Source organism: Streptomyces lincolnensis (genome assembly GCF_001685355.1).
Lineage (GTDB): Bacteria > Actinomycetota > Actinomycetes > Streptomycetales > Streptomycetaceae > Streptomyces > Streptomyces lincolnensis.
Genome location: NZ_CP016438.1, coordinates 1331913 through 1355216, shown reverse-complemented (window position 1 = coordinate 1355216; position 23304 = coordinate 1331913). Strand labels below are relative to the sequence as shown.

Sequence of the window (23304 nt, the reverse complement as noted above, 5' to 3'; positions counted from 1 at the left end):
CCTCGCCCGGCGGACGCCGACCGGGCCCGGGGCGTCTAGCGTGGCCGGTATGGACGAGCGGCAGACGGGCGGGAACGGCCCGCCCCAGGGGTGGCGGCACGGCCCGCCTTGGCTGAGGGGCTGGGGCGAGACGGACCGGAGCAGCCGGTTGCCCTGGCTGTCCACCGCGCTGCTCACGCTCTTCGTGATGGTCGGGTCGAACTACGCGGCCGAACAGCAGGTCCACGAGCGGGCCGCCCTCGACCCCTTCGCCCGGGTGCTGCTGCTGGCGGGTTCGCTCCTGCTGCTGTGGCGGCATCGGCACCCGGTGCCCGTCGTGTTCGGCACGGCCGCCGCCGCCATGCTCTACTTCGGCGCCGGATACCCGTACGGGCCGATCTTCCTGGCCGTCGCCCTGGCCTGCTTCAGCGCCGTGGTCGCCGGGCGGCGCAGAGCCGCCTGGGCGGCGGTGGGGATGCTGTGGGCCGGGCATGTGCTGGTCGCGCACTGGCTGTACCAGTGGCTGCCGCCGTCCGGGGACGACGCGGCCTCCTGGGGCGGGGAGGTCGTGATCGTCACCTGGATGGTGGCGATCCTGGCCGTGTCGGAGCTCGCCCGCACCCGGCGCGAGCAGTGGGACCGCGAGCGGGCCGAGCGCGTCCAGGCGGCCCGGCGGCGCGCGGACGAGGAGCGGCTGCGCATGGCCCGCGAACTGCACGACGTGCTCGCGCACAGCATCTCCGTCATCAACGTCCAGGCGGGCGTCGGTCTCGCGCTCCTGGACACCGACCCCGAGCAGGCCCGCACCGCGCTCACCACCATCAAGGCCGCCAGCAAGGAGGCGCTGGGCGAGGTCCGCCAGGTGCTCGACACGCTGCGCACGCCGGGCGACGCGCCGCGCGCGCCCGCGCCCGGCCTCGACCGTCTGCCCGAGCTGGTGCAGCAGGCGGCGGGCGCGGGCCTCACCGTCGACGTCGAGGGCACCCTGCCCCGCCTCGCGCCCGGCACCGACCTCGCGGCCTTCCGTATCGTCCAGGAGGCCCTGACCAATGTCGTACGGCATTCGGGATCGCGGCACGCGCGCGTGCGGCTCGATCCCGCCGACGGGACGACGCTACGGCTGCGGATCGACGACGACGGGCCCGCGACCGGTGCCGACGCGGGCGGCAGCGGCAACGGTCTGGCCGGAATGCGGGAGCGGGCGGCCGCGCTGGGTGGCACGATCGAGGCGGGCCCGCGCGCCGACGGAGGGTTCCGGGTGCTGGCCGTACTGCCGTTGAACGTCAAGGCCGAGGGGGACGACCGGTGATCCGTGTACTGCTCGCCGACGACCAGTCACTGGTCCGGGCCGGGTTCCGGGCGCTGCTCGACGCGCAGCCGGACATCGAGGTGGCCGGGGAGGCCGCCGACGGCGAGAAAGCCGTGCGCGCGGTGCGCGAACTGCGCCCCGATGTCGTCCTGATGGACATCCGCATGCCGGTGCTCGACGGGCTGGCCGCCACCCGGCGCATCACCGGGGACGCGGCGCTCGGGCAGGTGAAGGTGGTCATGCTGACCACCTTCGAACTCGACGAGTACGTCTTCGAGGCGATCCGCTCGGGCGCCTCCGGCTTCCTGGTCAAGGACACCGAGCCCGAGGAACTCCTGCGCGCCGTACGGTCGGTGGTCGGCGGCGACGCGCTGCTCTCGCCCGGTGTGACGCGCCGGCTGATCGCCGAGTTCGCCGCCCGCTCCAAGGAGCCGGCGGCCGGCGACGCCCTCTCCGAACTCACCGAACGGGAACGGGAGGTGATGGCCCTGGTCGGCATCGGCCTGTCCAACGAGGAGATCGCCCGCCGCCTGGTGGTCAGCCCGCTCACCGCGAAGACCCACGTCAGCCGGACGATGGTCAAGCTGGGCGCCCGGGACCGGGCCCAACTCGTCGTCCTGGCCTATGAGTCGGGGTTGGTGCGGCCGGGCTGGCTGGGCTGAGCGCGCTCCTCGCGGAAGCGCACCAGCACGCTGATCACCCGGGCGACGAAGAGGACGGGCGCCACCACCATGCCGACACGGAGCAGCAACAGCTCCACCGTGTGCGGAAGGTCGAACAGCAGCGCCGGACCGGCCACCGCCCCGAAGCACACCGCCGCCAGGAACAGCGCGCTGAACAGCGCGTACCCGATCTCGACGGTGATCGCGTCCCGCTCGGCCTGACTGCGCCGTCCCCCGTAAGTCTCCATCCTGCGAGTCTCACAGCGTGTGCCCGGCGGAGCAAGCGGCTCCGCCGGGCACACGGTTCAGGAGACGTCCCCTCCTAGTCGCGTACGGGTACGCGCTCCGTCTCCTCCTCCTGGGTGGTGGACCGGGCGACCACGACGGACTGCCGTGGCCGGCGCGCGGTACGCAGTCCCGTGAGGGTGATGAGCAGTCCGGCGGCGGCGACGGCGGTGACCACGACGAGTCCGGGCCGGTAGCTGTCGAGGACGGCCTGCGGGGAGGCGTTCTCGGGGGCGCCCGCGGTCACCACCGCGGTCACGATGGCCAGGAAGATCGCCCCGCCGACCTGGACCGAGGTGTTCAGCAGACCGGAGACCATGCCCTGCTCGTGGTCGTCGACGCCGTTGGTGGCCTGGATGTTGAGCGACGGGAAGACCAGTGCGCAGGCTGCGCCGATGAGCAGCATCGACGGCAGGATCACGGCGGCGTACACAGGGTCGAGGTCGACCTGCAGGAACAGGGCGTATCCGATGACCATCAGCCCGAAGCCCACCGGGAGCAGCCGTTGGGTGCCGAACCGGTCGACGATCGAGCCCATCTTCGTCGCGGACAACGCCACCAGCGCGCCCGCGGGCAGGAAGGCCAGTGCGGTGTGCAGTGCCGACTAGCCGAGCAGCGACTGCATGTACAGGGTGACCAGGAACTGGAAGCCGATGTACGACCCGAAGAAGAACATCGCGCCGAGCTGGGCGCGGATCTGGATGCCGGAGCGCAGCACGCCGAGCCGGATCAGCGGGCCCGGCGAGCGCCGCTCGACCAGGACGAACACCGTCAGCAGTACGGCCACGGCGAGGAAGGACAGCAGGGTGCGGGCCGAGGTCCAGCCGACCTCCGGGGCCTGGACGACGGTGAAGACCAGCAGCAGCATCGAGGCGGTGCCGAGGACGGCGCCGGGGATGTCGTAGCCGTTGTGGTTCTTCTCGCGGGCGCTGCGCGGCAGCAGTTTCAGACCGGCGACGAGGGCGATCAGGGCGATGGGTGCGGGCAGCAGCATGGTCAGGCGCCAGCTGGCCTCGGTGAGCAGGCCGGACAGGACCAGGCCCATGGAGAAGCCGGTGGCGGCGCAGGTGGTGTAGATGGACAGGGCCCGGTTGCGCAGCGGGCCCTCGGGGAAGGTCGTGGTGATGATCGACAGGCCCGCCGGCGCGGTGAAGGCCGCGCTCAGGCCCTTGATGAAGCGGCTGGCGATCAGCAGCGGTCCGGAGTCGACGAGCCCGCCGAGCAGCGAGGCCAGTGCGAAGACACCCAGGGCGATCAGGAAGACCTGGCGGCGGCCGAGGAGGTCGGCGGTCCGTCCGCCGAGGAGCAACAGGCCGCCGTAGCCGAGGATGTAGCCGCTGACGATCCATTGCAGCGTCGAGGTGGACAGGCCGAGGTCGGAGCCGATGGACGGCAGGGCGACGCCGACCATCGACACGTCCAGTGCGTCCAGGAACATCGCGGCGCAGAGCACCAGGAGGGTGCCCCACAGCCGGGGAGTCCAGCGAACCGTCGAGGAGGGGTCCGCGGGGGTGGTGAGCGGAGAGGTCATGCCGGAGACACTACATGCGTATGCATCGAATGCAAACGCATTTAATTCCGATGCAATAAACTCGTTTCTCTGCTACGGTGCGCTCCATGGCGGCGAAGAAGGCCGAGCGGACGCTCGCGGAACAGTGGCGGGAGATGCTGGCGCTGCACGCGCGCACCCAGTGCGAACTCGACCGCGCCCTCCATCAACACGGCCTGTGTGCCAGCGACTTCGAGGTCCTGGACGTGCTGGCCGGTGACTCCGGCGAGTCCTGCGCCTACCGCGTCCAGGAGATCTCCGAGCGCGTCCACCTCAGCCAGAGCGCCCTCTCCCGGCTGATCGCCCGCCTGGAGAAGGACGGCCTCGTGGAACGCTGCATGTGCCCCGAGGACCGGCGCGGCGTGCGGGTCTCCCTCACGGAGAAGGGGCGCGCGCTGCATGGCGATGTGCTGCCGGTACAGCGCGCGGTGTTGACGCGGATGCTGGCGTCGGGTTGAGGTCGGGCACTTTCGGCCTGGGTTCTTGTCGTTCGTGGTCCTACCAGAGTGTGGACGGTCCCGCGACGACCCAGCCGGCGTCGGTCGGCTTGATCCAGAAGCCCAAGGACACCTCGATCACCTGCGTGCGGTAGGTGACCTCGACGTAGAAACCGTTGCCGGTGTGGCCCCAGTTGAAGTCCCCGAGATCGAGCTCGCCGAGCCAGGACAGGCCCCGCTCCCAGGTGGCGTCCGCGTCGGCGCTCGCTCCGGCCGAGCCGGTCCAGAGCGACTTGAGGACATGCCGGACCGGTGGATGATCGACGAGGCGTTCGGCCTCAGGGATGTTCCCCGCGCGGAGCAGGCTGAAGTACCGGCGGACGACCTCTTCGACGTCGGTCTTGGCAGGGCGTTCCGTCCAGGTCTTCACCGCGAGATCATAAAGGCCGGACGGCGCCACTCAGCGGACCGGTAGCGTCCGATCCACTGCCAGGGACCAGGGAGTTGTCATGTCGGCCAGCTGGGCGTTGCTGATACCCGTCGCCGCTCTCGTGGTGATCGTGCTCGGTGGGATTGCCGTAATGAGGCTGCAAAAGGTATCGGTCGGGCGGGACGAGGTCAGGTCGGCGACGGCACCGGGCGCCGTCGCCGCGACCGGATTCCAGCAGTCGCCGCAGGAGAGCCGGGAGGAGTTCGTGCGCAGACACCGGCAGCGCCCCGGCGTGGTGGCGAACGGCGAGACCCTGGTCGATCTCTACGACCGCATCCGGGCCCTCGAGGAGCGTGTCACCAGAGCCGAGCAGCATTCCGCGTCTCCACCACCGCCCGACTGAGCCAGGTGGGCATGAACGTCGAGCTCAGCCCACCCCGGAGGTCTCGCGCCACAGCTCGGCGACGGACAGGTCCCCGCTGACCGCCGGGAAGGGCACCCGGTTCCACAGGGACAGATACAACTGCGAGGCGGGACCGGTCACTTCACAGTCGGCGTCCCCGGTCTCGCCCCGCTCGGCGGCGGGCGGCTCCTGCGTCAGCCGTACGGTCCACACGGCACCGTCGACGTCCGTCGCCCGCACCCGCAGCACCTTCGGCTCCGCGCTGCGTACCCTGCTCTTCGCGCGAGCGTGGAAGCCCCGCAGCAGCTCGTCGACACCGTCCGCCGCGAAGTCCCCGGCGATTCCGCTCGGCGCGCCGCCCCTGGCCGCCTCCGCGTCGAACCGGTGCACGGCCGTCTCGTGGGCCTGCCGCCGCGCCCAGAACGCCAGCGGCGACGGCGCCGGCAGGAAGTACCAGCACGCGACATCGGCCGGCGCGCCGCGCAGGGTGCCGACGAGGTGAACGTGTGCCTCCCGGTACCAGTCGAGCAGCTCGGCCCCGTCGAGGCCGGGCGGCTCGTCCATGGGGCGTCCGGTGCCGTGCCCCTCGGCGACGAATCCGGCCGCCCAACGGTGCACCGCCCCCGTGTGCCGCAGCAGATCCGTCACCTGCCACCCCGGACACGTCGGCACCTTCGCCCCGGTACCGGCCTCCTCGGCGGCCGCCACCAGCAGCCGGCCCTCCCGCTCCAGGATCGACATGAACTCGGCAGTCTCCATGGGGGGAGTGTGCCGGATGGAGTGGGCTCCAAGGGGAGCGTCCGGGGTGGCACCGGTCACATCACCGCCCTGGTGCGTGGTGGTTTTCCAGAGGCGGGCTCCTCAGGAGGCGAGTTCCTTCGTGATGCGGTCGAGCATGAAGGCCGAGGACTCGCGCGCGCGTTCCTCCCAGGCGAAGACGCAGGCGGTGGCCACGCCGTCGAAGTCCAGTTCGCGCAGGGTGCCGAAGAAGGCGGAGCCCCTGCTGGCGTGCCGTCACAGGGGAAGGGCGCCGGTCGCCAGGGCCGTCGCCGTCATCACCAGCGTCGTGCCGAACGCCCAGCGGAAGATGAACCGTTGGTGCTCGCCGAGTTGTACGCCGGTCAGGCCGATGAGGATGAAGGTGGCGGCGGTGAGCGGGCTGAGCGGGAAGCCGGTGGTCATCTGGCCGAGGACGGCGGCGCGGGCGATCTCCGCGTGGCCGGTGCCGAAGGCCTCGGCGGTGCCGGCCAGGACGGGCAGGACGCCGAAGTAGTAGGCGTCCGGAGTGAAGACGAGGCTGAGCGGCATGCTCGTGACGGCGACGATGACCGGCAGGTGCCCGCCGACGCTGTCCGGCAGGACCTCCACCATGGCCTCGGCCATCTGCCCGATCATGCCGGTGCCGGTGAGGACGCCGGTGAACACACCGGCCGCGAAGATCATGGCGGTGACCAGGACCACGCTCTTGCTGTGCTTCTCCAGCAGCGCCTGCTGGTCCTCCCAGCGCGGGTGGTTGACGAGCAGCGCGATCACGAAGGCGACCACGAACAGCACGGGCAGCGGCATGGTCTCCAGCACCAGGCAGACCAGCAGGGCCACGGTGAGCAGCAGGTTGAAGACCGCCAGGGCGCGCGGGGGAGTGGCCGTCACCCGGGGAGTGCCGGGCCCGTCGCCGACGGCCGCCGTCGCTTCGGCGCGCTCCTCGGGTGCCAGGTTGCCCAGACGGGTGCGCTCGCGGCGGCCGATGAGGTAGGCGGCCAGCAGCACCCACACGATGCCCGCCCCCAGGGCCGGGAGCAGCGGGGTGATGATGTCGGAGGTGTCGAGCTTGAGCGCGGCGGCCGCCCGCGCGGTCGGGCCGCCCCACGGCACCAGGTTCATCAGGCCCGCGCCGAGGGCGACGATCCCGGCGAGCACCAGACGGCTCATGCCGAGGCGCCGGTAGACGGGCAGCAGCGCGGAGACGGTGATGAGGAACGTGGACGCGCCGTCCCCGTCGAGGGCGACGCAGATCGTCAGCACCGCGGTGCCGACCGCGATGCGCACCGGGTCCCCCTGGGCCGCGCGCAGGATCGCGCGGATCAGCGGTTCGAAGAGACCGGCGTCGATCATCAGGCTGAAGTACAGGACCGCGAACGCGATCATGATGCCGGTGGGCGCGACCTTGGTCAGGCCGTCCAGGGCCATCGGCCCGATGTCGTCCCCGTGCCCGCCGACGAGCGCGGCGACCACCGGCAGCAGCACCAGGGCCACCAGGACCGACACCCGTTTGGTCATGGTGAGCAGCAAAAACGCGCCGATGGTGCAGAAGCCGAGTGCCGCCAGCATGATCCCGCCCACTTCCTCGTCCGGCCGGTGTTGCCGACGAGTGTCCGAGCGGGGAAAGATCCGCGTCCAGCATCGAACACGCATCTGTCCATGCGTTTGGCGCAACAGTTCCCCCGAATGACCCGCGCGCCTACGCTCGCGCACCATGGACGTCACCCTGCGCCAGCTCACCGCCTACGCCGCCGTCGCCCGCGCCGTGAGCTTCACGGCCGCCGCCGCCGAGATGCACGTGTCCCAGTCCTCGCTCAGCCGGGCCGTCGCCGAACTCGAACGCACCCTGGGCATGCGGCTGTTGGAGCGCGACACCCGCAACGTGCAGCTCACCCCGGCCGGCGCGGAGGCGCTGCGCATCGCCGACCAGATCCTGGCCACGCACCGGGCGGGCATCGCCCAGCTCGGCCGCTATGTGGCCGGCGAGCGGGGCACGGTGGCCCTGGCGACCCTGCCCTCGCTCGCCGCGGTCCTGCTGCCGCCGGTCATCTCGGCCTTCCGGGACCGCCGCCCCGAGGTGACCGTGCGGATCCTCGACGGCCTCGAACGCGCCGCGCTGGCACGGGTGGTGGACGGCGACGTGGACTTCGCGATCACGACCGTGGCCCGGCCCCGCACCCGCGGCCTCGACCTGCGCCCCCTGGTCCGCGACCGCTTCGACGCCGTCCTGCCCGAAGGGCACCCGCTGGCCGAGCGGGAGCAGGTGACCTGGCAGGAGCTGGGCCGCGAGCCCTTCCTCGCCGTGGGCGCCGACTCCAGCGTGCGCCGCATCACCGACGCGGCCTTCGCACAGGCCGGCGTCGAGACACATCCGGCGGCCGAGGCGGGCAACGTGGCCACGGTCGGCGGACTGGTCGCCGCCGGACTCGGCGTGTCCGCCATGCCCGGCCTGGTGCATCCGCTGGTGCCGCCCGGCCGGTGGGTGCGGCGCCCGCTCGTGTCACCGGTCGTCGAACGGCGGCTGTACGTCGTCCTGCCCGTCCGGCGGACGCCGCCGCCCGGGGCGCGCGGCTTCCTGGAGCAACTGGAGGAGTTCAGGACGTCGTCGTACGAGTTGCCGGACGGGGTGTCCTGGGAGGACGGGACGACGGAGCCGTCTCATGCGGTATCCGCATGAATTGATCGCTTTTCCTTGCTGGACGGGCATACGAGCCGACCCGCAGCCTGGACGGCATGGACGACCGCAGCAGTGTGCGACAGGGGCAGTTGACGGGCCTCAGGGTGGTGGAGTTCGCCCATGTGGTGGCCGGACCGCTCGCCGGATCACTCCTCGCCGACCAGGGCGCCGATGTGGTGCACGTGGAGCCGCCCGGTACCGGAGACGCGGCCCGCGCGATGGGGCCGAAGCGCGACGGCGTACCCCTGTGGTTCAAGGTCGCGGGCCGCAACAAGCGGTCCGTGACGCTGGACCTGCACCACGAGGAGGGCCGGGAGGTCGCCCACCGCCTGGTCGCCTGGGCGGACGTGGTGATCGTGACCCTGCGGGCGGGCCGACTGCGCTCCTGGGGGCTGGACTGGGAGGCCGTGCACGCCCTCAACCCGCGGGCGGTACTGCTCCAGATCTCCGGCTTCGGCGCCACCTCCTCGCGGGCCGACGCGCCCGGCTTCGGCAAGATGGGCGAGGCCCGCAGCGGGGTGGTCCACCTGACCGGCTTCCCGGACGGGCCGCCCGTGCACACCGGGTTCTCGCACGGCGACGCCGTCACCGGCCTGATGGGCGCCTACGCCGTCCTCGCCGCCCTGCACCGCCGCCACACCGACCCCGCCTTCGACGGCGAGTGGATCGACCTCGCCCTCTTCGAGCCGCTGTTCCGGCTGGTCGAGTGGCAGGTGATCACACACGACCAGCTCGGTACGGCACCGCAGCGGGCGGGCAACCAGCTCGCCGTCGCCCCGGCCGCCGTCATCAACACCTACCGCACCCGCGACGACGACTGGCTCACCGTCACCTCCGCCACCCGGCGCTCGGTCCAGAACGTGGCCCGGCTGCTGGGGCTGCCGGAGGAGGAGTTCGCCACCGTGGACCAGCAGCACGCCGGGCGGGAGCGCCTGGACGAGGGCCTGCGTACCTGGATCGCGGAGCGCACATCAGTGGAGTGCCTGTCGGCCTTCGAGGACGCCGAGGTGGTCGCCTCCCGAGTCTTCGACGCCGCCGACATCGCCGCCGACCCGGTCTACGCCGAGCGCGAGGACATCGTCACCGTCGACGACCCCGACCTCGGCCCGGTTCGGATGCAGGCGGTCCTGCCGCACTTCCGCCGCGTCCCCGGCGCGGTGTGGCGCACGGGCCCGGCCCTCGGCGCCGACAACGACCTCGTCTACGGCGACTGGCTGGGCATCGACGCCGGCCGGCGCGCGAAGCTGGAGGACCTCGGTGTCATCTGAGCCGTCCCGTCGTATCCCTTTGCGCTCCCTGCTGTTCGTCCCCGGCAATCGGACCGACTGGCTGCCCAAGGCAGAGGCGGCGGGAGCCGACGCGGCCGTCCTCGACCTGGAGGACGCCGTGCCGGAGGACGCCAAGGAGGCGGCACGGGACGAGGTGACGCAGGCCCTCGCCTCCTGGCGCGGCTCGATGCGGCTGCTCGTCCGCGTCAACCCGCTGACTCCCGAGGCCGGTTGGCGTGGCGCCGACGACCTGCGCGCCGTCGCCGGGCCCGGCCTCTACGGCGTCGTCCTGCCCAAGGTCTCGTGCGCCGACGACATACGGCTCGCCGACCGGCTGCTGTCCTGGTGCGAACACCAACAGGGCCTGCCCCAGGGGTACGTCGCCCTGCTGCCGCTGCTGGAGACGGCACGGGCCCTGCGCGAGGCGTACGACATCGGGCGGGCCGCGGCCCGCGTCGCCCACCTCGGCGCGCTGACCGCACCGGGCGGCGACGTCGAGCGGGCCGTGGGCTACCGGTGGAGCCCCGACGGCACCGAGACCCGCGACCTGCGCGCCCGTGTCCTGCTCGACGCCCGCGCCGCGGGCTGCCCCCACCCGGTGGCCGGGCTGTGGGCCGACCTCCCCGACCTGGCGGGACTGGAGAGCTTCGCCGCCGACAACCGGGCCCTGGGCTACGAGGGCATGGCGGTTATCCACCCGTCCCATGTCCCGGTCGTCAACGGGGTGTTCACCCCCGGTCCGGACGAACTCGCCCGCCACCAACGGCTGATCGCCGCCGTGGAGCGGGCCCAGGCCGAGGGGGCGGGGGCGGTGCGCTTCGAGGGCCGTATGGTCGACGAGGCGATGGCGGTGGCGTCCCGTGAGGTCCTGGCCCGGAACAGCCGTATGTGACGCTACGTCAGACCGGCTGAGTGCCCCTCCACTTCTCGGGAGCCGTGAGCGGGACGGGCGCGGGAGGTGCCGTGGACGTCGTCAGCTCGACGCGTCGCCCCTCGGCCGACGAGCGGAGCAGGGCGGTCATCGTCTCCAGCACGTGCAGGGCGAGGTCACCGCCGGCACGTGGCGGCCGCCCTACGTCGGCGGTGACGAAGTCGAGCAGGCCGACGCCTCGGGAGCCGTTGACGTAACCCGCCGAGGGCGGCAGCGGGATCCACTCCGTCCCGCCGAGCCGGAAGAGTCGCACCTCGCCGTCGAAGTGGTTGGGATCGGGAACGGAGAGGGTCCCCCGCTCGCCGTGGACCTCGATGGGTGCCGCCGTGGTGGCCACGCCGTCGAAGCTGGTCGTGATCGTGGTCAGCGCCCCGCCCGCGTGCTCCAGCACTCCCGAGACATGACTGTCCACCTCGACCGGTATCCGCTCGCCCGCGCGCGGCCCGGAACCGATGACACGCTCCTCGCGCAGCCGACTGGACGCCCCGGTCACGGCACGCACCGGCCCCAACAGGTGGACCAGGGAGGCGAGATAGTACGGCCCCATGTCGAACAGAGGGCCGCCCCCGGTCGTGTAGTAGAAGTCGGGCTGGGGATGCCAGCGCTCGTGCCCCGGGGTGACCATGACGGCCGACGCGAACAGCGGACGCCCGATCTCGCCCGCCTCCACGGCCGCCCGCGCCGTCTGGATCCCGGTGCCCAGGACGGTGTCCGGCGCGCACCCCACACCGACTCCCGCCTTCGCCGCGGCTGTCAGGACGGCGTGGGCGTCGTCGAGGCCGGCCGTCAGCGGCTTCTCGCCGTAGACACTCTTGCCGTGGGCGATGGCACCGAGCGCGATCTCGGCGTGGGCCGCCGGGACGGTGAGGTTGAGCACCGTGTCCACGTCCGTGCTGCTCAGCAACTCCGCGACGGTCAGCGCCTCGACGCCGGGCAGCTCGGCGGCGACGGCGGCCGAACGGGAGGCGTCCAGGTCCGCGACCGCGGTGACACGTACGGCGGGATGGCCGACGAGCGTGTCCAGATAGGCGCGGGAGATCACCCCGAGGCCTACGACTCCGATGCGGTGCGCGTCGCCCACAGCATGCCCCTCTCGATGACGGTGCGGACGTTGGGTTCCTGGAGGACGTCGAGGCTGTGCCCGGGGGTCGTCACCACGATCCGCCCGGCACCCCACCGTCGGGTCCACACCGCCGGGGAGGTGGCCGGCCGGTGCCAGGGCTGCCACGGCCGGACCGGATGCGTGGTGGTGGCCAGGACGTCGATCAGGTCGTCGTGCAGCACCCAGTACTGCTCGGTGTGCAGGTCGAAGTCCTCGATGCCCGCGGTGATCGGGTGCTCGCGACCGAGGTCGGTGACGGAGACGACATGCGGCAGGAAGTTGTCCGTCTCGTCGCCCTGGCGCTCGCACGGCTCCTTGCCCGGATGGGTCGCGAACTGCCCGCCCACCAGGTGGAGGTAGTCGGAGGAGGCGCGGAAGGAGTCGGCGATGCCGCCGTGCCAGCCGGTGAAACCGGTGCCCGCCACAACTGCCGCGCTCAGGCCGGACAGTTGCTCGGAGGTGATCGACGACATCGTCACGCACTGCACGACGAGATCGGTGCCGGTCATCTCGTCGGCGTCCGCGTAGACGTCGGTCGACTCCTCGACCCGAACGTCGTATCCGTTGTTTCGAAGAAAGGGCAGGAACAACTCCGTTGCCTCAACCGGCCGGTGCCCCTCCCAGCCGCCTCGGACCACCAGGGCTTTCTTCCGCGTCATAGCGTTCCTTCGACGTCGTGGAGCAGCGCCCATCACTATGCTCCAACGGTTCGCCGCAACGAAAGAGGGATCCGATTCTGCGAAAGTTTCGGGCACTCGGCGTTCGGCCCGCGCGTAGGGCCGAACGGGCTCCGTGGGCTGTCCCCGCCGGAGCCCGTTCGTCCGCCGTGACGGAGGTCAGGCGGTGTGGAGCCGCAGTCCGTACCGGTTGAGGATCTCGTTGACCGGCTGGTACCAGGTCTCGCCGCCACTGGAGCAGTTGCCCCAGCCACCGGAGGTGACGCCCTGGGCCTGGTCGCCGCTGATGAACGAGCCGCCGGAGTCACCGCCCTCGGCGCACACACTCGTCTTCGTCATCTGGTGGACGGCGCCCTGGCTGTAGTTGACCGTCTCGTTCTTGGCCAGGACGGTCCCGCAGCGCCAGTGCGTGGTGGAGCCGGACCGGCAGATCGAGGCGCCCACGGGCGCTTCGGCGGAGCCGCGGACGAGCCGGTCGGGGATGGCGCCCCAGCCGAGCACCACGGGTACGGTCCACCAGCCGCTGCCGACACTCACCCACGCGTAGTCGTCGCCCGGGAACGACGATCCCTGGAAGGTGCCGACATACGACCGGTCCCAGCCGTACACGGCGGCACCCGCCCGGCCGCAGTGCCCGGCGGTGACGAACCCGCCGTGCACCGAGAAGCCTATGGAGCAGCGGACGTTGCCGGTGTAGTAGGGGTCGCCGCCCACGGTGCCGGCGGCGAAGGTCCGGGGTGCGGAGGCGGTGTGCCGCACGGCGACGGGGCCCGCCTGGCGGGCCTGCGCGAGGAACTCCCGGACATCGTTGTCGGTCCGGTGCGTGCCGACGACATTCACGACGACCTTGTTGGCCTCGGCGTCGACGTACCAACTGGCCACGCCGGCAGGCGCTTTGAGCCCGTCGATCCGGGTCTTCACCGTGTCGAGCCGCTGAGCACTGTGCTGGACGAGCCGTACGTCCGCGCCGGTCGCCCGCACGGCGTCGACCGTCGCTCCACGGGTGACGGCGACGGTCAGCGTGCCGCGCTCCGCGTCGAACCAGGAGCCGCCGTAGGACGGCCCGGCGGCGTCTTTCGCCTTGCGTTCCAAGGCTGTTGCCCTCTTCTCGGCGGACAGCCGCTCTTCGGCCTGACTCCTCGTCAGGCCCAGGTCGCGCTGCATCGCGGAGAGGAGACCGGCGGAGGCCGGTGCTTCGGTGGGGCGTGGGGGAGTGTCGGCGGCGGAGGCGGGCAGGACGCTCGCCGTCGCCCAGGTGCCGAGCAGGAGGAGTGCGGAGAGTCCGGTGCGCATGGCTGTGGTGCGTCTCAAGGGAAGGCCCCTTCGTTGTTCCAGCAGAGTGGGGTGGAACAGCAGAGCTTTGAGAGCGCTCTCATGGTGTGTGCGGCAGAGCCTAACCGGTGATCATGAAAAGGTCTATGCCAATCCGGCCAGGGTCTACGTCAATCCGGACAGGCTCTACGCCGATCCGGACGGGGACGATCCCACACCGCTCTTCCCGGGGAGCGGGTGCTCGGCGGGGGCGGGCGGGGCGACCGCCGCGGCCGTGTGTTCCACGTGCTCCTCGTGCTCCTTGGCCGAGCCGCCTCCGGCGGGAACGGCTCGCGTCCGCAGGCCCGCGACCAGGCCGACGATCACGACGGCGATGCCCAGCCACACCGACGGCCCCGGCACCCCGGTGCCCGACACGGCCCCGGCTACGGCGGCGGCCAGCGGTGCGATGCCGGTGAGCAGACCGGCCCGCCCGGCACCCACGGAACGCACCGTCGAGTACCACAGGACGAAGGCGACCGCCGTCACCATCAGCGCCAGGTATCCGGCGGCCGCCCACTGCCCGCCGGTCAACTCCAGCGCGGCCGACGGCCCTTCGAGGGTCACGCCGAGGACGGCCAGCATGATGCCGCCCAGCCAGGCCGCGTGCACGGACACGCCCCACGGGCCGTGCCGCCGCAGCACCGGCACCGCGAGCAGGGTGAAACCGGCCTCGCAGCCCAGGGCGAGGGCCGCCCAGGCCACCCCGACGGCATCGGTGCGGCCCGTGCCCTGCACCAGCACGGCACCCGCCATGACGACGGGCGCCGCCAGGAGCACCTGACGACTGGGGCTACGTCCTTCCAGGAGGGGCCCCAGCACCCCGAGGAGCAGCGGTACGCACGCCACGGCGACGGCGATCACCGCGGGCTCCGCATGGGCGACGCCCCGGACCACGGCCACGTTGAACAGCACCAGACCGGTGACCGCGAGCCCGGCCAGCCACAGCCACTCCCGCCCGCGCGGCCACACCAGCCGGGCACCGGCGAACCGGGCGATGACCACGAGAAGGGCGGTCGCGGCCGCGTACCGGACGGCCTGGGTGGTGAACAGCGGGGCGTCGACGAGGGCGTGCGAGACGGTGACGCTGCTGCCGACCAGGGTCATGCCGACCATGCCGGGCACCAGCTGGGCGAACGAGGCGGAAGGTGTGTTCATGGCGTCCACCCTGCCCTCACAATGGACGTCATGGGCAGGTCCACGAAGTCACCGTACGAGGGGTCCAAAAACCCGTCCCCGACGTCGCCGGGTTCGGTCGTCCGCGGGCCGGACGGCGAGCCGTCCCTCGGTTCGGACTTCCTCCAGCTGGACATCGGCCAGGCGCCGCCCGGCGGACGGACCGCCTGGCTCGCCGACCGGCTGCGCTCGGCCATCGCGGACGGCCGGCTCCCCGTCGGAGCACGGCTGCCGGCCAGCCGGGTGCTGGCCGAGGAGCTGCGCGTCACCCGGGGGGTGGTCACCGAGGCGTACCGGCGGCTCGCCGAGTCCGGGCAGATCGCCGGGCGCGGTCGGCTCGGCACGGTGGTGGTGGCGGCTCCCGCCGCGCCCCGCGACCGCACCCGCGCCGCGGGGGAACCCGGGCCCGCGCTCTTCGGCTCCGCCGACCGCGACGGCGTCATTGACGCGCTGCGCTCCCTGCCCTGCCGTATCGACCTCTCCCCGGGCGTCCCCGACCTCGCCGCCTTCCCGCGCACGGCCTGGCTGCGCGCCGAGCGCTCCGTCCTCGCGGGCGTCACCCCGGCCGACTTCGGCTACGGCGATCCGCGCGGCGCCCCCGCCCTGCGCCGGGCCGTCGTCGGCTGGCTGGCCCGCAACCGCGGCATCCGGGCCGACCCGGACGAGGTCGTGGTGGTCGCCGGTGTGGCGCAGGCCTTCGCGCTGCTGGGGCAGCTGCTGCGGGCGGACGGCGTCCTGCGTGTGGCCGTCGAGGATCCCGGTTCGCTGGGGGCGCGCCAGCAGTTGGAGTACGGCGGCCACAGCGTCGTCCCCGTCCCCGTGGACGACGGCGGCCTCGACGTCGGCGCGCTGCGCGCGAGCGGCGCCCGGGCGGTGCTGCTGACCCCGGCCCACCAGTTCCCCACCGGCGTCGTCCTCGACGGGGAACGCCGACGCGAACTGCTGCGCTGGGCGGCCGAGGGCGGGCTGGTCATCGAGGACGACTACGACGCCGAGCACCGCTACGACCGGCCGCCGGTTCTGGCGCTGCGCTCACTGATGCCCGACGGCGTCTGCTACGCGGGCAGCGTCTCCAAACTCCTCGCGCCCGCGCTCCGGGTGGGCTGGCTGCTCGTCCCCCCGAACCGGCTGGAGGCCGCCGTGACGGCCAAGCGGTACGCCGACCTCGGCAACGGCATCCTCACCCAGCTGGTCCTCGCCCGGCTGATGGACACGGGCGAGCTGGAACGCCACCTGCGCCATGTCCGGCTGCGCCACCGACGGCGCCGGGACGTGATGCTGCGGGCCATCGAGGCGCACCTGCCCGGCGCCCGCGTCCACGGGGCGGCCGCCGGGCTGCACCTCATGGTCACCTTCGACGGCCGGCGGGGGAGCGGCCTGCGCGACACCGACCTCGCCGCGGCCGCCCTCGCCCAGGGCGTCAAGGTCCACCCCCTCTCCTGGCACCGGATCAGCCCCGGCGCACCCGGCCTGGTCCTCGGCTACGCGGCCGGCCCCGCTCACGAGATCGAGGAGGGCATCACCCTCGTCGGCGACGCCCTGCGCGGCCTGCGCGCCGGTTCTCCCCGGTAGGCCGCTCCGGCCCTCGCACTCCGCGTCAGGGCGTCCCGAGGCCGCGCAGCAGCGTGTCCACGACGACGTTCGCCGCCTGCCCGTGGCTCAGGTGGGGCATCTCCCGGGACACCAGGTGCATGAGCTGGGGCAGCAGCGCGCTCGCCCACCCCTGGGGGAGGCCGGGGCGCAGGAGCCCCTCGTCCGTGGCACGCCGGAGGAACATGTCGACCTCGCGAACGGAGGCGTCGCGGCGGGCGTGGACGCTCTCGTCGGCGAGCATGCGGGTGAGATCGACCGGCCAGGTGCGGTTGACGGCGACGATGTTCTCGACGTAGCGGTGCAGGGCGACGGTGACGGGTGCCTCGCGCAGTCGCGCGTCCTCGATGGCGTGCTCGATGGCGGTCAGGCGGGCTTCGTAGATGGCGGCGAGGAGGTCTTCGCGCGAGGCGAAGCGCCGGTAGACGGTGCGCCGGTCCACGCCCGCTTCGGCGGCGATGCTCGCGATGCTCGCGCCCGGATCGGCGCCAGCATGCGCGCGCCGGTGGTCAGGACGGCTTCCAGATTGCGTGCGGCATCGGCTCTCACCGCACCGAGTCCAGTCGGGGCCGTGTGGAACTACAGGTACCTGTCGCCTCGTTCATGTGCAGCTCCAGCCGCCAAGCAGCACGTTGATGTGACATGTGAGGAGCGATCCGGGTTCCGACGGTCCCCCCCACGAGTCCACTGAGGCAGCCGAACCCGCCGGATCGTGTTCGGCACATCACAAGGTGAGGAGTCATCACATGGCGAAGCAGTCCGCGCCCCGGGCTGTCCGCGCGGGACCGCAGCCTGGTCACGGTGAGCGTGCTGGCCGCGCTGTACCGCGCCGAACAGCTCCCCTACCACCTGGGCAAGGCCCTGGAGAACGGACTGAGTGTCGAGGAACTGTCCGAGGCGATCACGCACTTGGCGTTCTACGCGGGCCGGCCCAACGCGATGACCGCGATCCAGCAGCTCAAGCAGGTCACGGACCGGCAGCCCTCCGCCTGAACATCCCGCGGCGCCACTCACTGGGCCGCACCCCCGGAACCCGGCCGGCGAGAACGAACCGGCGTGAACGAAGGAGCCTTTGCATGGAACTGCTGAAGAAGCAGCCGACGATGAAGCTGCCGGCCGAATGGTTCACCGGCGACGCGTGGGCCGACGTGATCCACCGCGGTGAGGAGCCGTCCCGGGCCCGCGCCAACGCGGTCCACTTCGCGCCCGGCGCCCGCACGGCCTGGCACTCCCACGGCCTGGGCCAGACCCTCTACGTCGTCGAGGGCATCGCCCTCATCCAGTCCCGCGGCGGCGACATCCTCGAAGCACGTCCCGGCGACGTGATCTGGACACCACCGGGTGAGGAGCACTGGCACGGCGCCGCCCCCGACCACTTCATGACACACATCGCGCTGTGGGAGACCGACGACGTCACCTGGCTCGAACACGTCAGCGACACCGAGTACGCCGGCTGACGCGTCAACGTCAACGGCGTGCGGGCGGCCCGTCAGGGTCCGGACCGGGCCGGCTGCCGTCCGTGCACCCTGCCGAGGAAGTCCCGTACCAGGGAGACGACTTCCTCCAGGTGGGTCTCCAGCAGCCAGTGCCCGCCGTCGAGCAGATGGAGCTCCGCGTCCGGCAGGTCACGCAGGTAGGCGCGGGCGGCGCCCTCGGGCATGTAGCCGTCCTGGGGCCCCCAGGCGATCAGCGTCGGAGGGCGGTGCTCCCGCAGGTACTCCTGGTACTTCGGGAACCAGTCGAGGTTCTCCCGCAGCCCCTCCATCAGCCCGACCATGATCTCGCGCCGTCGCGGGGAGTCCAGCAGGGGCCAGGACAGCTTCCACAGGTCGGGGCTGATCCGCTCGACGAGCCGCTCGTCGATCTCGCCGACGAACTCGTCGCGCAGCCCCTCCTCGGTCACGGCCTCCAGCAGCCGCGCCCTCCCCTCGGGGGTCGGGTGCTCCCAGTACTCGCGGAGCCCCTTGTACTTCGGGCCGAGCTCGTCCTCGTAGATGTCCCCGTTCTGGACGATGAGGGCCGCGACGCGTTCCGGGGCGCGCATGGCCAGCCGCAGCCCGATCTGTGAGCCGTAGTCGTGCAGGTAGAGGGCGTACCGCTGGAGGTTCAGCGCGGTGGTGAACCGCTCCAGGAACCCGGCGTACCCGTCGAAGGTGTACGAGAAGCCGGCCGGGTCGGGGGTGTCGCTGTAGCCGAAGCCGGGGAAGTCGGGCGCCACGAGCCGCCACCGGTCGGCGAGGGCCGGCATGAAGGCGCGGAACTGGAACGAGGAGGACGGATAGCCGTGCGGGAGCAGCACGACGGGCGCGTCCGGGGGACCCTCCTCGCGATAGAACACGCGGATTCCGTCGACGTCCGCGTATCGGTGCACGGTCCTGGGGGCCGCAGTGTCGATCGTTCTCGCCTCCTGCGCTGGTGGGACAGGGAGACTGGCCCCGTACCCGTGGAGCGCCCGCCATAACAGAGCCGCGTCCTGCGGAAGTCCGGAAGTCCGGAAGGGACCGTGGGGCCGAACTTCTGGCCGACGGAGCACGTTGTATCCGGCGTATCCGGCGCGGGACATCGCGCACACGACACGACGAGGGGGTTTGCGGTGACGGAACTGGCGGCCGCGGAAGAATCGGTGGCACAGCTCTCCACGGTCTGGCGCGCCATGGTGCTCGACCGGGACCAGGACGCGGACGTACGGGATCTGCCGGGCGTCGCCGTCCGCTGGGCCGACTGCCGCTTCGCCTTCTGGAACGCGGTGACACTGACCGATGTCGGCGCGGACGCGGCACTCCTGGGACAGCGTCTTGGCCAGGCGGCCGACATCATGCGGTCCAAGAAGCAGCCGGGTTTCCTGTGGCTGTTCGAGGACCTGCTCGCGGACGACGCACGCGCGGCGCTGGACGAGGCGGCCCGGCGCGCGGGCCTGGCCTACGCCTTCCCGGGCACTGGCATGGCCGGCGACCTGCTGCCCGTCCCCGAGCCCCACCATCGGGACCTGACCTTCGAGCGCGTGACCACCGACGAACACCTGCGGGCCTACGCGGACCTCAACTCGCGCGCCTACGGCTTCCCCCTGGAGCAGGGCCGCGACGGCATCGCCGGCTCCACGCTGTGGAAGAAGGAGGTCTACGCCTACCTGGCCCTGCGGGACGGTGTCCCGGTCGCCTGCGCCGCGACGATCGAGGCGGAGGGCCGGCTCTTCGTCGTACTCGTCGCCACTGATCCGGACGCGCAGCGTCGGGGCTACGGCGAGGCGGTGACGCGCAAGGCGCTGTACGAGGGCGCCCGCGCCACCGGGCTGACCCGGGCCACCCTGCACGCCACCGTCGCCGGTGCGCCCGTGTACCCGCGCATCGGTTTCGAGCCGAACTCACCGATGCGCTTCTACGGACTGGCCGGCTGACCCGCCACTCGCCACGCCTGTCGGCGGACGGCAGGGGCGGCGGGGGCGCGATGTGGCCATGGAGCGCCGAATACCGGCCGCGTGGTTGATGTATCAACTGATGTGTGTTGTAGTTGATGCGTCAACAACGTTTCCCTTCTTGGGGCAGGAGCAGGTGTCATGAGCGAGAAGAAGGTCATCGCGGTCGCCGGAGCCACGGGTGCGCAGGGCGGCGGTGCCGCGCGGGTGATCCTGGCCGATCCGGACTCGGGTTTCGCGGTGCGCGCGCTGACCAGGAACCCGGACTCGCCGGCCGCCAAGGAACTCGCGGAGCTCGGTGCGGAGGTGGTGCGGGCGGACTTCTACGACGAGCCGAGCGTGCACCGGGCGTTCGAGGGTGCCTACGGTGCCTTCCTGGTCACCAACTTCTGGGCGCACGGTTCGGCGGCCAAGGAGGCCGAGGAGGTCGAGACCCTGGTGCGGGCCGCGAAGGGCGCCGGCCTGAAGCACGTGGTGTGGTCGACGCTGGAGGACACCCGGGAGCTGCTGCCGCTGGAGGACGAGCGGATGCCGGTGCTCCAGGAGAAGTACAACGTGCCGCACTTCGACGTCAAGGGCGAGGCGAACGAACTGTTCCGGCAGGCCGGGGTGCCCACCACGTTCCTGAACACCACCTTCTTCTTCCAGGGCTTCCTGTCGGTGATGGCGCCCAAGCGGGCCGAGGACGGCGTGCTGACGCTGACCCTGCCGTTCGAGGACGGCAAGCTGCTGTCCGGTGTGGACGTCAACGACATCGGCCGCACCGCCTACGCGATCCTCAAGTCCGGCGAGGAGTTCATCGGCCACACCATCGGCCTGGCCGGCGACCACCTGACCGGCGCGCAGTACGCCGAGAAGCTGGCGGCCGTACTGGGCGAGCCGGTGCGTTTCCAGTCGGTGCCCTACGACGTCTTCCGCTCCCTGGGCGTCCCGGCGGGCGAAGAGATCGCCAACATGTTCCAGTACTACGGCGACTTCGACCAGGAGTTCACCGGCGCCCGCGACCTGGACCGGCTGCGGGAGATCAACCCGGCGCTGAAGGACTTCGACACCTGGCTGGCCGAGAACGGCTCCCGGATCCAGGTGGGTTGAGCATGAGCCGCACACCCACGTCGGGTCGTGACAGCGCCACGGGCTTACCGCTCACCGGGAAAGCCGCCCTGGTCACCGCTGCGAGCCGCGGCATCGGTGCGGCCATCGCCCGCCGTCTGGCCCGCGAGGGCGCGGCCGTGGCCCTCACGTACAACGCCTCCTCCGAGCGTGCCGAGAAGGTCGTCGCGGAGATCACGGCCGAGGGCGGCAGGGCTGTGGCGATCAGAGCTGACGCCACCGACGCCGAGGCGGTCCGGGCGACCGTCCGGCGGACGGTCGAGGAGTGGGGTCGCCTGGACATCCTCGTGAACAACGCGGGTGGTGGTGCCTTCGGGCCGCTCGACGAGCTCACGCTCGACGACTTCGACCAGTCCGTCGCGGTCAATGTGCGCTCCATGTTCGTGGCCACTCAGGAAGCGCTGTGGCACATGGGGGACGGCGGCCGGATCATCTCGATCGGCAGTGTCTACGCCGAGCGGATCCCGATTCCGTACGGCACGTTGTACGCCCTCTCCAAGGCGGCCGTCGGTGGATTCACCCGGGCGCTGGCCCGGGAACTGGGGCCCCGGGCGATCACGGTGAACAACGTCCAGCCCGGCCCGGTCGACACCGAGTCCAACCCGCACGACGGCGAACTCGCCGAGGTGATGACCCGGCTGACCCCGGCGGGCCGGTACGCGGTTCCCGGCGAACTGACCGGTCTGATCGCCTACATCGCCGGGCCCGAGTCGGCCTTTCTGACGGGTGCGACGATCAGTATCGACGGCGGCTTCACCGTCTAGGACGCCTTCCGCCCAGGACGCCCTCCGCGTGCAAGTCGCTTCGGCGTGTGGTCCCGGTGGCGCTCGTGTTCGTGGCGCTGCCGGGCCACGCGCTGCACGTCTACCTCTTGGGAACCGTCGGTGGTTGTTCGGGTGGCCGTCTGGCCGCGACCAGGGGCCCGATCACCTGGGTGCCCGGGCCCACGCGGCCGCCGGGGCCCGGGAGTTGGGTGGTGGTGTCGACGGTGAGCGCGTGGCCGCAGTGCCCGCACACCGTCACCGGCTCGGTGTCGTGGCCGCACTCCAGATGATGGATGCGCACGGGCGGTCCGGACTCCTGGCCGTACCAGCGGTCGCCCCACCGCATCAGCGCGAGCAGCACGGGATACAGCTCCTCGCCCTTCTCGGTCGCGACGTAGTGCTCGCGCGGCGGGTGGTCCTGATAGCGCTCGCGGGTCAGGACGTCCTCCGCCACCAGTCGCGAGAGCCTGGCCGCCAGCACCTTGCGCGAGATGCCCAGATCGCGGGCGAGATCGTCGAAACGGGTCACCCCCGTCAGGACGTCCCGCATGATCAGTGCCGTCCACGCGTCCGCGAACAGGTCGGACGCGCGCGCGATCGAGCACGCGACGTCGGCGAGCGAGGTTCTGGTCACCGTCCCAGGGTACCCAGGTTCCTTAAGGAGACTAGGGTGGGTTTCCTCGGGAAACCCACTGGGGAGGACGCCGTGACTCCGATCGTCGAACTCGACTCGCCCGCCCCCGACGCGGTCGACGGCCGCCATATCCGGGCCCTCACCTTCCAGGACGTACGCCTGGAATACCTGACCTCGACCCTGCGCCGGCTCGGCATCGACACCGCCGGCCGAGACGCCCTGGTCATCGGCGGCGGACGCGGCCTCCTCGCCCGTGGCCTGGCGGACCTCGGCTTCCGGGTCGTCGCGCTCGACCCCTCCCCGAAGGCCACGGCCCTGGCCCGGCAGGAGGCCCAGGGCGAGCGCGTCGAGTACGCCACCGCCCCGGCCGAGGACCCCGGCCTCACCGCCGCATCCTTCGACGTCGTCTTCTGTACCGACACCTTCGAGATCACCGACGACTTGGACGGGGTCCTCGCGCACGCGTCCCGCCTGCTGCGACCCGACGGTGTGCTGTTCTACGACACGGTCAACCGCACACCGGTATCCCGGCTGATCTATCTCGGCGCCTTCCAGGCGGTGCCGTTCACGCGGATCATGCCCCGCCGGCGCTACGCGGCCGCGCGGCTGCGTACGCCCGACGAGGTCGAGGCCGCGCTCGCCGCGAACGGCCTGCGCGGCGAGGGCATCTGCTCCTTCAAGCCCAGGAGCGTCCTCGGCCTCGTGCGTGCCGTCGTCGCCCGCCGGAGCGGGAAGATCACCGATGCGGCGATCCCGACGATGACCGACTTCGTCCTCGAACCCGACGGCAGGCCCGTCGTCACCTATCTCGGCCACGCCCGCCGCCGCTAGCCGTCCGG

At 71.9% G+C, this 23304-nt stretch carries 24 protein-coding genes and 3 pseudogenes; 14 read left to right on the top strand and 13 right to left on the bottom strand.

Annotation, left to right across the window (positions count from 1 at the left end):
• Window positions 1-49 precede the first annotated feature (49 nt).
• Window positions 50-1288 (top strand): sensor histidine kinase, encoded by a 1239-nt coding sequence (locus SLINC_RS06065; RefSeq protein WP_107406558.1) that lies wholly within the window; start codon window positions 50-52, stop codon window positions 1286-1288.
• Complete coding sequence (locus SLINC_RS06060) at window positions 1285-1950, top strand: response regulator transcription factor (RefSeq protein WP_067427669.1); 666 nt, start codon at window positions 1285-1287, stop codon at window positions 1948-1950. Before SLINC_RS06065 ends, SLINC_RS06060 begins: the two co-directional genes overlap by 4 nt.
• Here the strand turns inward: SLINC_RS06060 and SLINC_RS06055 are convergent.
• On the bottom strand, window positions 1911-2198 hold the full coding sequence (locus SLINC_RS06055; protein WP_067427667.1) for a DUF6332 family protein: 288 nt from the start codon (window positions 2196-2198) through the stop codon (window positions 1911-1913). The two genes, SLINC_RS06060 and SLINC_RS06055, sit on opposite strands and share 40 nt — an antisense overlap.
• 74 nt (window positions 2199-2272) lie before the next feature.
• Window positions 2273-3766, bottom strand: a pseudogene (locus tag SLINC_RS06050) (MFS transporter).
• Window positions 3767-3852: 86 nt separating this feature from the next.
• On the opposite strand from SLINC_RS06050, the gene SLINC_RS06045 reads away from it, so the two are divergent.
• Window positions 3853-4242 (top strand): MarR family winged helix-turn-helix transcriptional regulator, encoded by a 390-nt coding sequence (locus tag SLINC_RS06045; protein ID WP_067427665.1) that lies wholly within the window; start codon window positions 3853-3855, stop codon window positions 4240-4242.
• Between the two features lie 40 nt (window positions 4243-4282).
• On the opposite strand, the gene SLINC_RS06040 is transcribed toward SLINC_RS06045, so the two are convergent.
• The gene (locus SLINC_RS06040; RefSeq protein ID WP_067427664.1) at window positions 4283-4651 is read right to left on the bottom strand and encodes a hypothetical protein; all 369 of its coding nucleotides are present in this window, start codon (window positions 4649-4651) and stop codon (window positions 4283-4285) included.
• Window positions 4652-4730: 79 nt separating this feature from the next.
• On the opposite strand from SLINC_RS06040, the gene SLINC_RS06035 reads away from it, so the two are divergent.
• Window positions 4731-5054: a hypothetical protein gene (locus SLINC_RS06035; RefSeq protein WP_067427662.1), complete on the top strand. Its 324-nt coding sequence runs from the start codon at window positions 4731-4733 to the stop codon at window positions 5052-5054.
• A gap of 24 nt (window positions 5055-5078) precedes the next feature.
• Here SLINC_RS06035 and SLINC_RS06030 read toward each other — a convergent pair whose 3' ends face one another.
• The 3 genes and pseudogenes from SLINC_RS06030 to SLINC_RS06025 form a co-directional block, all read right to left on the bottom strand.
• The gene (locus SLINC_RS06030; RefSeq protein ID WP_067427660.1) at window positions 5079-5813 is read right to left on the bottom strand and encodes a maleylpyruvate isomerase family mycothiol-dependent enzyme; all 735 of its coding nucleotides are present in this window, start codon (window positions 5811-5813) and stop codon (window positions 5079-5081) included.
• Window positions 5814-5915: 102 nt separating this feature from the next.
• Window positions 5916-6047: pseudogene (locus SLINC_RS47210) on the bottom strand (sugar phosphate isomerase/epimerase); the annotation flags it as partial.
• Between the two features lie 21 nt (window positions 6048-6068).
• Window positions 6069-7382 carry a CitMHS family transporter gene (locus SLINC_RS06025; protein WP_067445077.1) on the bottom strand — a complete coding sequence of 438 codons (1314 nt, stop codon included), beginning with the start codon at window positions 7380-7382 and terminating at the stop codon, window positions 6069-6071.
• 145 nt (window positions 7383-7527) lie between these two features.
• Between SLINC_RS06025 and SLINC_RS06020 the strand changes: the two genes are divergently transcribed.
• Genes SLINC_RS06020 through SLINC_RS06010 form a run of 3 tightly spaced genes read left to right on the top strand, consistent with a single transcriptional unit; the run spans window position 7528 to window position 10650 of the window.
• Entirely contained in the window at window positions 7528-8490 is a 963-nt protein-coding gene (locus SLINC_RS06020; protein ID WP_067427657.1) for a LysR family transcriptional regulator, read from the top strand.
• A gap of 56 nt (window positions 8491-8546) precedes the next feature.
• Entirely contained in the window at window positions 8547-9758 is a 1212-nt protein-coding gene (locus tag SLINC_RS06015) for a CaiB/BaiF CoA transferase family protein (RefSeq protein ID WP_067427655.1), read from the top strand.
• Window positions 9748-10650: an HpcH/HpaI aldolase/citrate lyase family protein gene (locus tag SLINC_RS06010; RefSeq protein ID WP_067427653.1), complete on the top strand. Its 903-nt coding sequence runs from the start codon at window positions 9748-9750 to the stop codon at window positions 10648-10650. Before SLINC_RS06015 ends, SLINC_RS06010 begins: the two co-directional genes overlap by 11 nt.
• A 7-nt stretch (window positions 10651-10657) precedes the next feature.
• Here SLINC_RS06010 and SLINC_RS06005 read toward each other — a convergent pair whose 3' ends face one another.
• From SLINC_RS06005 to SLINC_RS05990, 4 genes are all read right to left on the bottom strand, one after another.
• On the bottom strand, window positions 10658-11770 hold the full coding sequence (locus SLINC_RS06005; protein ID WP_067427651.1) for a Gfo/Idh/MocA family protein: 1113 nt from the start codon (window positions 11768-11770) through the stop codon (window positions 10658-10660).
• The gene (locus SLINC_RS06000; protein WP_067427649.1) at window positions 11740-12450 is read right to left on the bottom strand and encodes a ThuA domain-containing protein; all 711 of its coding nucleotides are present in this window, start codon (window positions 12448-12450) and stop codon (window positions 11740-11742) included. The genes SLINC_RS06005 and SLINC_RS06000 overlap by 31 nt, the downstream gene beginning before the upstream one ends.
• A gap of 177 nt (window positions 12451-12627) precedes the next feature.
• Window positions 12628-13761, bottom strand: a complete 1134-nt coding sequence (locus tag SLINC_RS05995) for a S1 family peptidase (RefSeq protein WP_079164435.1) — start codon at window positions 13759-13761, stop codon at window positions 12628-12630.
• 165 nt (window positions 13762-13926) lie between these two features.
• A complete protein-coding gene (locus SLINC_RS05990; protein WP_079164434.1) occupies window positions 13927-14937 on the bottom strand; it encodes a DMT family transporter in 1011 nt (336 codons plus the stop codon).
• Window positions 14938-14958: 21 nt separating this feature from the next.
• Here SLINC_RS05990 and pdxR point away from each other — a divergent pair, with 21 nt between their 5' ends.
• The gene (gene pdxR, locus SLINC_RS05985; protein WP_067427645.1) at window positions 14959-16527 is read left to right on the top strand and encodes a MocR-like pyridoxine biosynthesis transcription factor PdxR; all 1569 of its coding nucleotides are present in this window, start codon (window positions 14959-14961) and stop codon (window positions 16525-16527) included.
• A 25-nt stretch (window positions 16528-16552) separates the two neighbouring features.
• On the opposite strand, the gene SLINC_RS05980 is transcribed toward pdxR, so the two are convergent.
• Complete coding sequence (locus SLINC_RS05980; RefSeq protein ID WP_237281989.1) at window positions 16553-16987, bottom strand: TetR/AcrR family transcriptional regulator; 435 nt, start codon at window positions 16985-16987, stop codon at window positions 16553-16555.
• 320 nt (window positions 16988-17307) lie between these two features.
• Here SLINC_RS05980 and SLINC_RS05975 point away from each other — a divergent pair.
• Together SLINC_RS05975 and SLINC_RS05970 are read left to right on the top strand one after the other, a co-directional pair.
• Window positions 17308-17538 (top strand): annotated as a pseudogene (locus SLINC_RS05975) (carboxymuconolactone decarboxylase family protein); the annotation flags it as partial.
• Between the two features lie 83 nt (window positions 17539-17621).
• A complete protein-coding gene (locus SLINC_RS05970) occupies window positions 17622-18002 on the top strand; it encodes a (R)-mandelonitrile lyase (protein ID WP_067427641.1) in 381 nt (126 codons plus the stop codon).
• A 32-nt stretch (window positions 18003-18034) separates the two neighbouring features.
• Here the strand turns inward: SLINC_RS05970 and SLINC_RS05965 are convergent, their stop codons facing one another.
• A complete protein-coding gene (locus SLINC_RS05965) occupies window positions 18035-18883 on the bottom strand; it encodes an alpha/beta fold hydrolase (RefSeq protein ID WP_225988261.1) in 849 nt (282 codons plus the stop codon).
• Between the two features lie 255 nt (window positions 18884-19138).
• On the opposite strand from SLINC_RS05965, the gene SLINC_RS05960 reads away from it, so the two are divergent.
• The 3 genes from SLINC_RS05960 to SLINC_RS05950 all read left to right on the top strand — a co-directional run bounded on the left by SLINC_RS05960 (window position 19139) and on the right by SLINC_RS05950 (window position 21831).
• Window positions 19139-19939 (top strand): GNAT family N-acetyltransferase, encoded by an 801-nt coding sequence (locus tag SLINC_RS05960; protein WP_067427639.1) that lies wholly within the window; start codon window positions 19139-19141, stop codon window positions 19937-19939.
• 159 nt (window positions 19940-20098) lie between these two features.
• On the top strand, window positions 20099-21049 hold the full coding sequence (locus SLINC_RS05955) for an NmrA/HSCARG family protein (RefSeq protein ID WP_067427637.1): 951 nt from the start codon (window positions 20099-20101) through the stop codon (window positions 21047-21049).
• Window positions 21050-21051: 2 nt separating this feature from the next.
• A complete protein-coding gene (locus SLINC_RS05950) occupies window positions 21052-21831 on the top strand; it encodes a 3-oxoacyl-ACP reductase family protein (protein ID WP_067427632.1) in 780 nt (259 codons plus the stop codon).
• 100 nt (window positions 21832-21931) lie between these two features.
• Here SLINC_RS05950 and SLINC_RS05945 read toward each other — a convergent pair whose 3' ends face one another.
• Complete coding sequence (locus SLINC_RS05945; protein WP_067427631.1) at window positions 21932-22465, bottom strand: winged helix-turn-helix transcriptional regulator; 534 nt, start codon at window positions 22463-22465, stop codon at window positions 21932-21934.
• A 72-nt stretch (window positions 22466-22537) separates the two neighbouring features.
• Between SLINC_RS05945 and SLINC_RS05940 the strand changes: the two genes are divergently transcribed.
• On the top strand, window positions 22538-23296 hold the full coding sequence (locus SLINC_RS05940) for a class I SAM-dependent methyltransferase (RefSeq protein ID WP_067445071.1): 759 nt from the start codon (window positions 22538-22540) through the stop codon (window positions 23294-23296).
• Window positions 23297-23304: the final 8 nt, after the last annotated feature.

Excerpts from the sequence above, each read along its gene's own strand:
- SLINC_RS06065 (WP_107406558.1), top strand. The coding sequence starts at position 50 with ATGGACGAGCGGCAGACGGGCGGGAACGGCCCGCCCCAGGGGTGGCGG.
- SLINC_RS06055 (WP_067427667.1), bottom strand. The coding sequence starts at position 2,198 with ATGGAGACTTACGGGGGACGGCGCAGTCAGGCCGAGCGGGACGCGATC.
- SLINC_RS06045 (WP_067427665.1), top strand. The coding sequence starts at position 3,853 with ATGGCGGCGAAGAAGGCCGAGCGGACGCTCGCGGAACAGTGGCGGGAG.
- SLINC_RS06035 (WP_067427662.1), top strand. The coding sequence starts at position 4,731 with ATGTCGGCCAGCTGGGCGTTGCTGATACCCGTCGCCGCTCTCGTGGTG.
- SLINC_RS06030 (WP_067427660.1), bottom strand. The coding sequence starts at position 5,813 with ATGGAGACTGCCGAGTTCATGTCGATCCTGGAGCGGGAGGGCCGGCTG.
- SLINC_RS06025 (WP_067445077.1), bottom strand. The coding sequence starts at position 7,382 with ATGCTGGCGGCACTCGGCTTCTGCACCATCGGCGCGTTTTTGCTGCTC.
- SLINC_RS06020 (WP_067427657.1), top strand. The coding sequence starts at position 7,528 with ATGGACGTCACCCTGCGCCAGCTCACCGCCTACGCCGCCGTCGCCCGC.
- SLINC_RS06015 (WP_067427655.1), top strand. The coding sequence starts at position 8,547 with ATGGACGACCGCAGCAGTGTGCGACAGGGGCAGTTGACGGGCCTCAGG.
- SLINC_RS06000 (WP_067427649.1), bottom strand. The coding sequence starts at position 12,450 with ATGACGCGGAAGAAAGCCCTGGTGGTCCGAGGCGGCTGGGAGGGGCAC.
- SLINC_RS05995 (WP_079164435.1), bottom strand. The coding sequence starts at position 13,761 with ATGCGCACCGGACTCTCCGCACTCCTCCTGCTCGGCACCTGGGCGACG.
- SLINC_RS05990 (WP_079164434.1), bottom strand. The coding sequence starts at position 14,937 with ATGAACACACCTTCCGCCTCGTTCGCCCAGCTGGTGCCCGGCATGGTC.
- pdxR (WP_067427645.1), top strand. The coding sequence starts at position 14,959 with ATGGACGTCATGGGCAGGTCCACGAAGTCACCGTACGAGGGGTCCAAA.
- SLINC_RS05970 (WP_067427641.1), top strand. The coding sequence starts at position 17,622 with ATGGAACTGCTGAAGAAGCAGCCGACGATGAAGCTGCCGGCCGAATGG.
- SLINC_RS05955 (WP_067427637.1), top strand. The coding sequence starts at position 20,099 with ATGAGCGAGAAGAAGGTCATCGCGGTCGCCGGAGCCACGGGTGCGCAG.
- SLINC_RS05950 (WP_067427632.1), top strand. The coding sequence starts at position 21,052 with ATGAGCCGCACACCCACGTCGGGTCGTGACAGCGCCACGGGCTTACCG.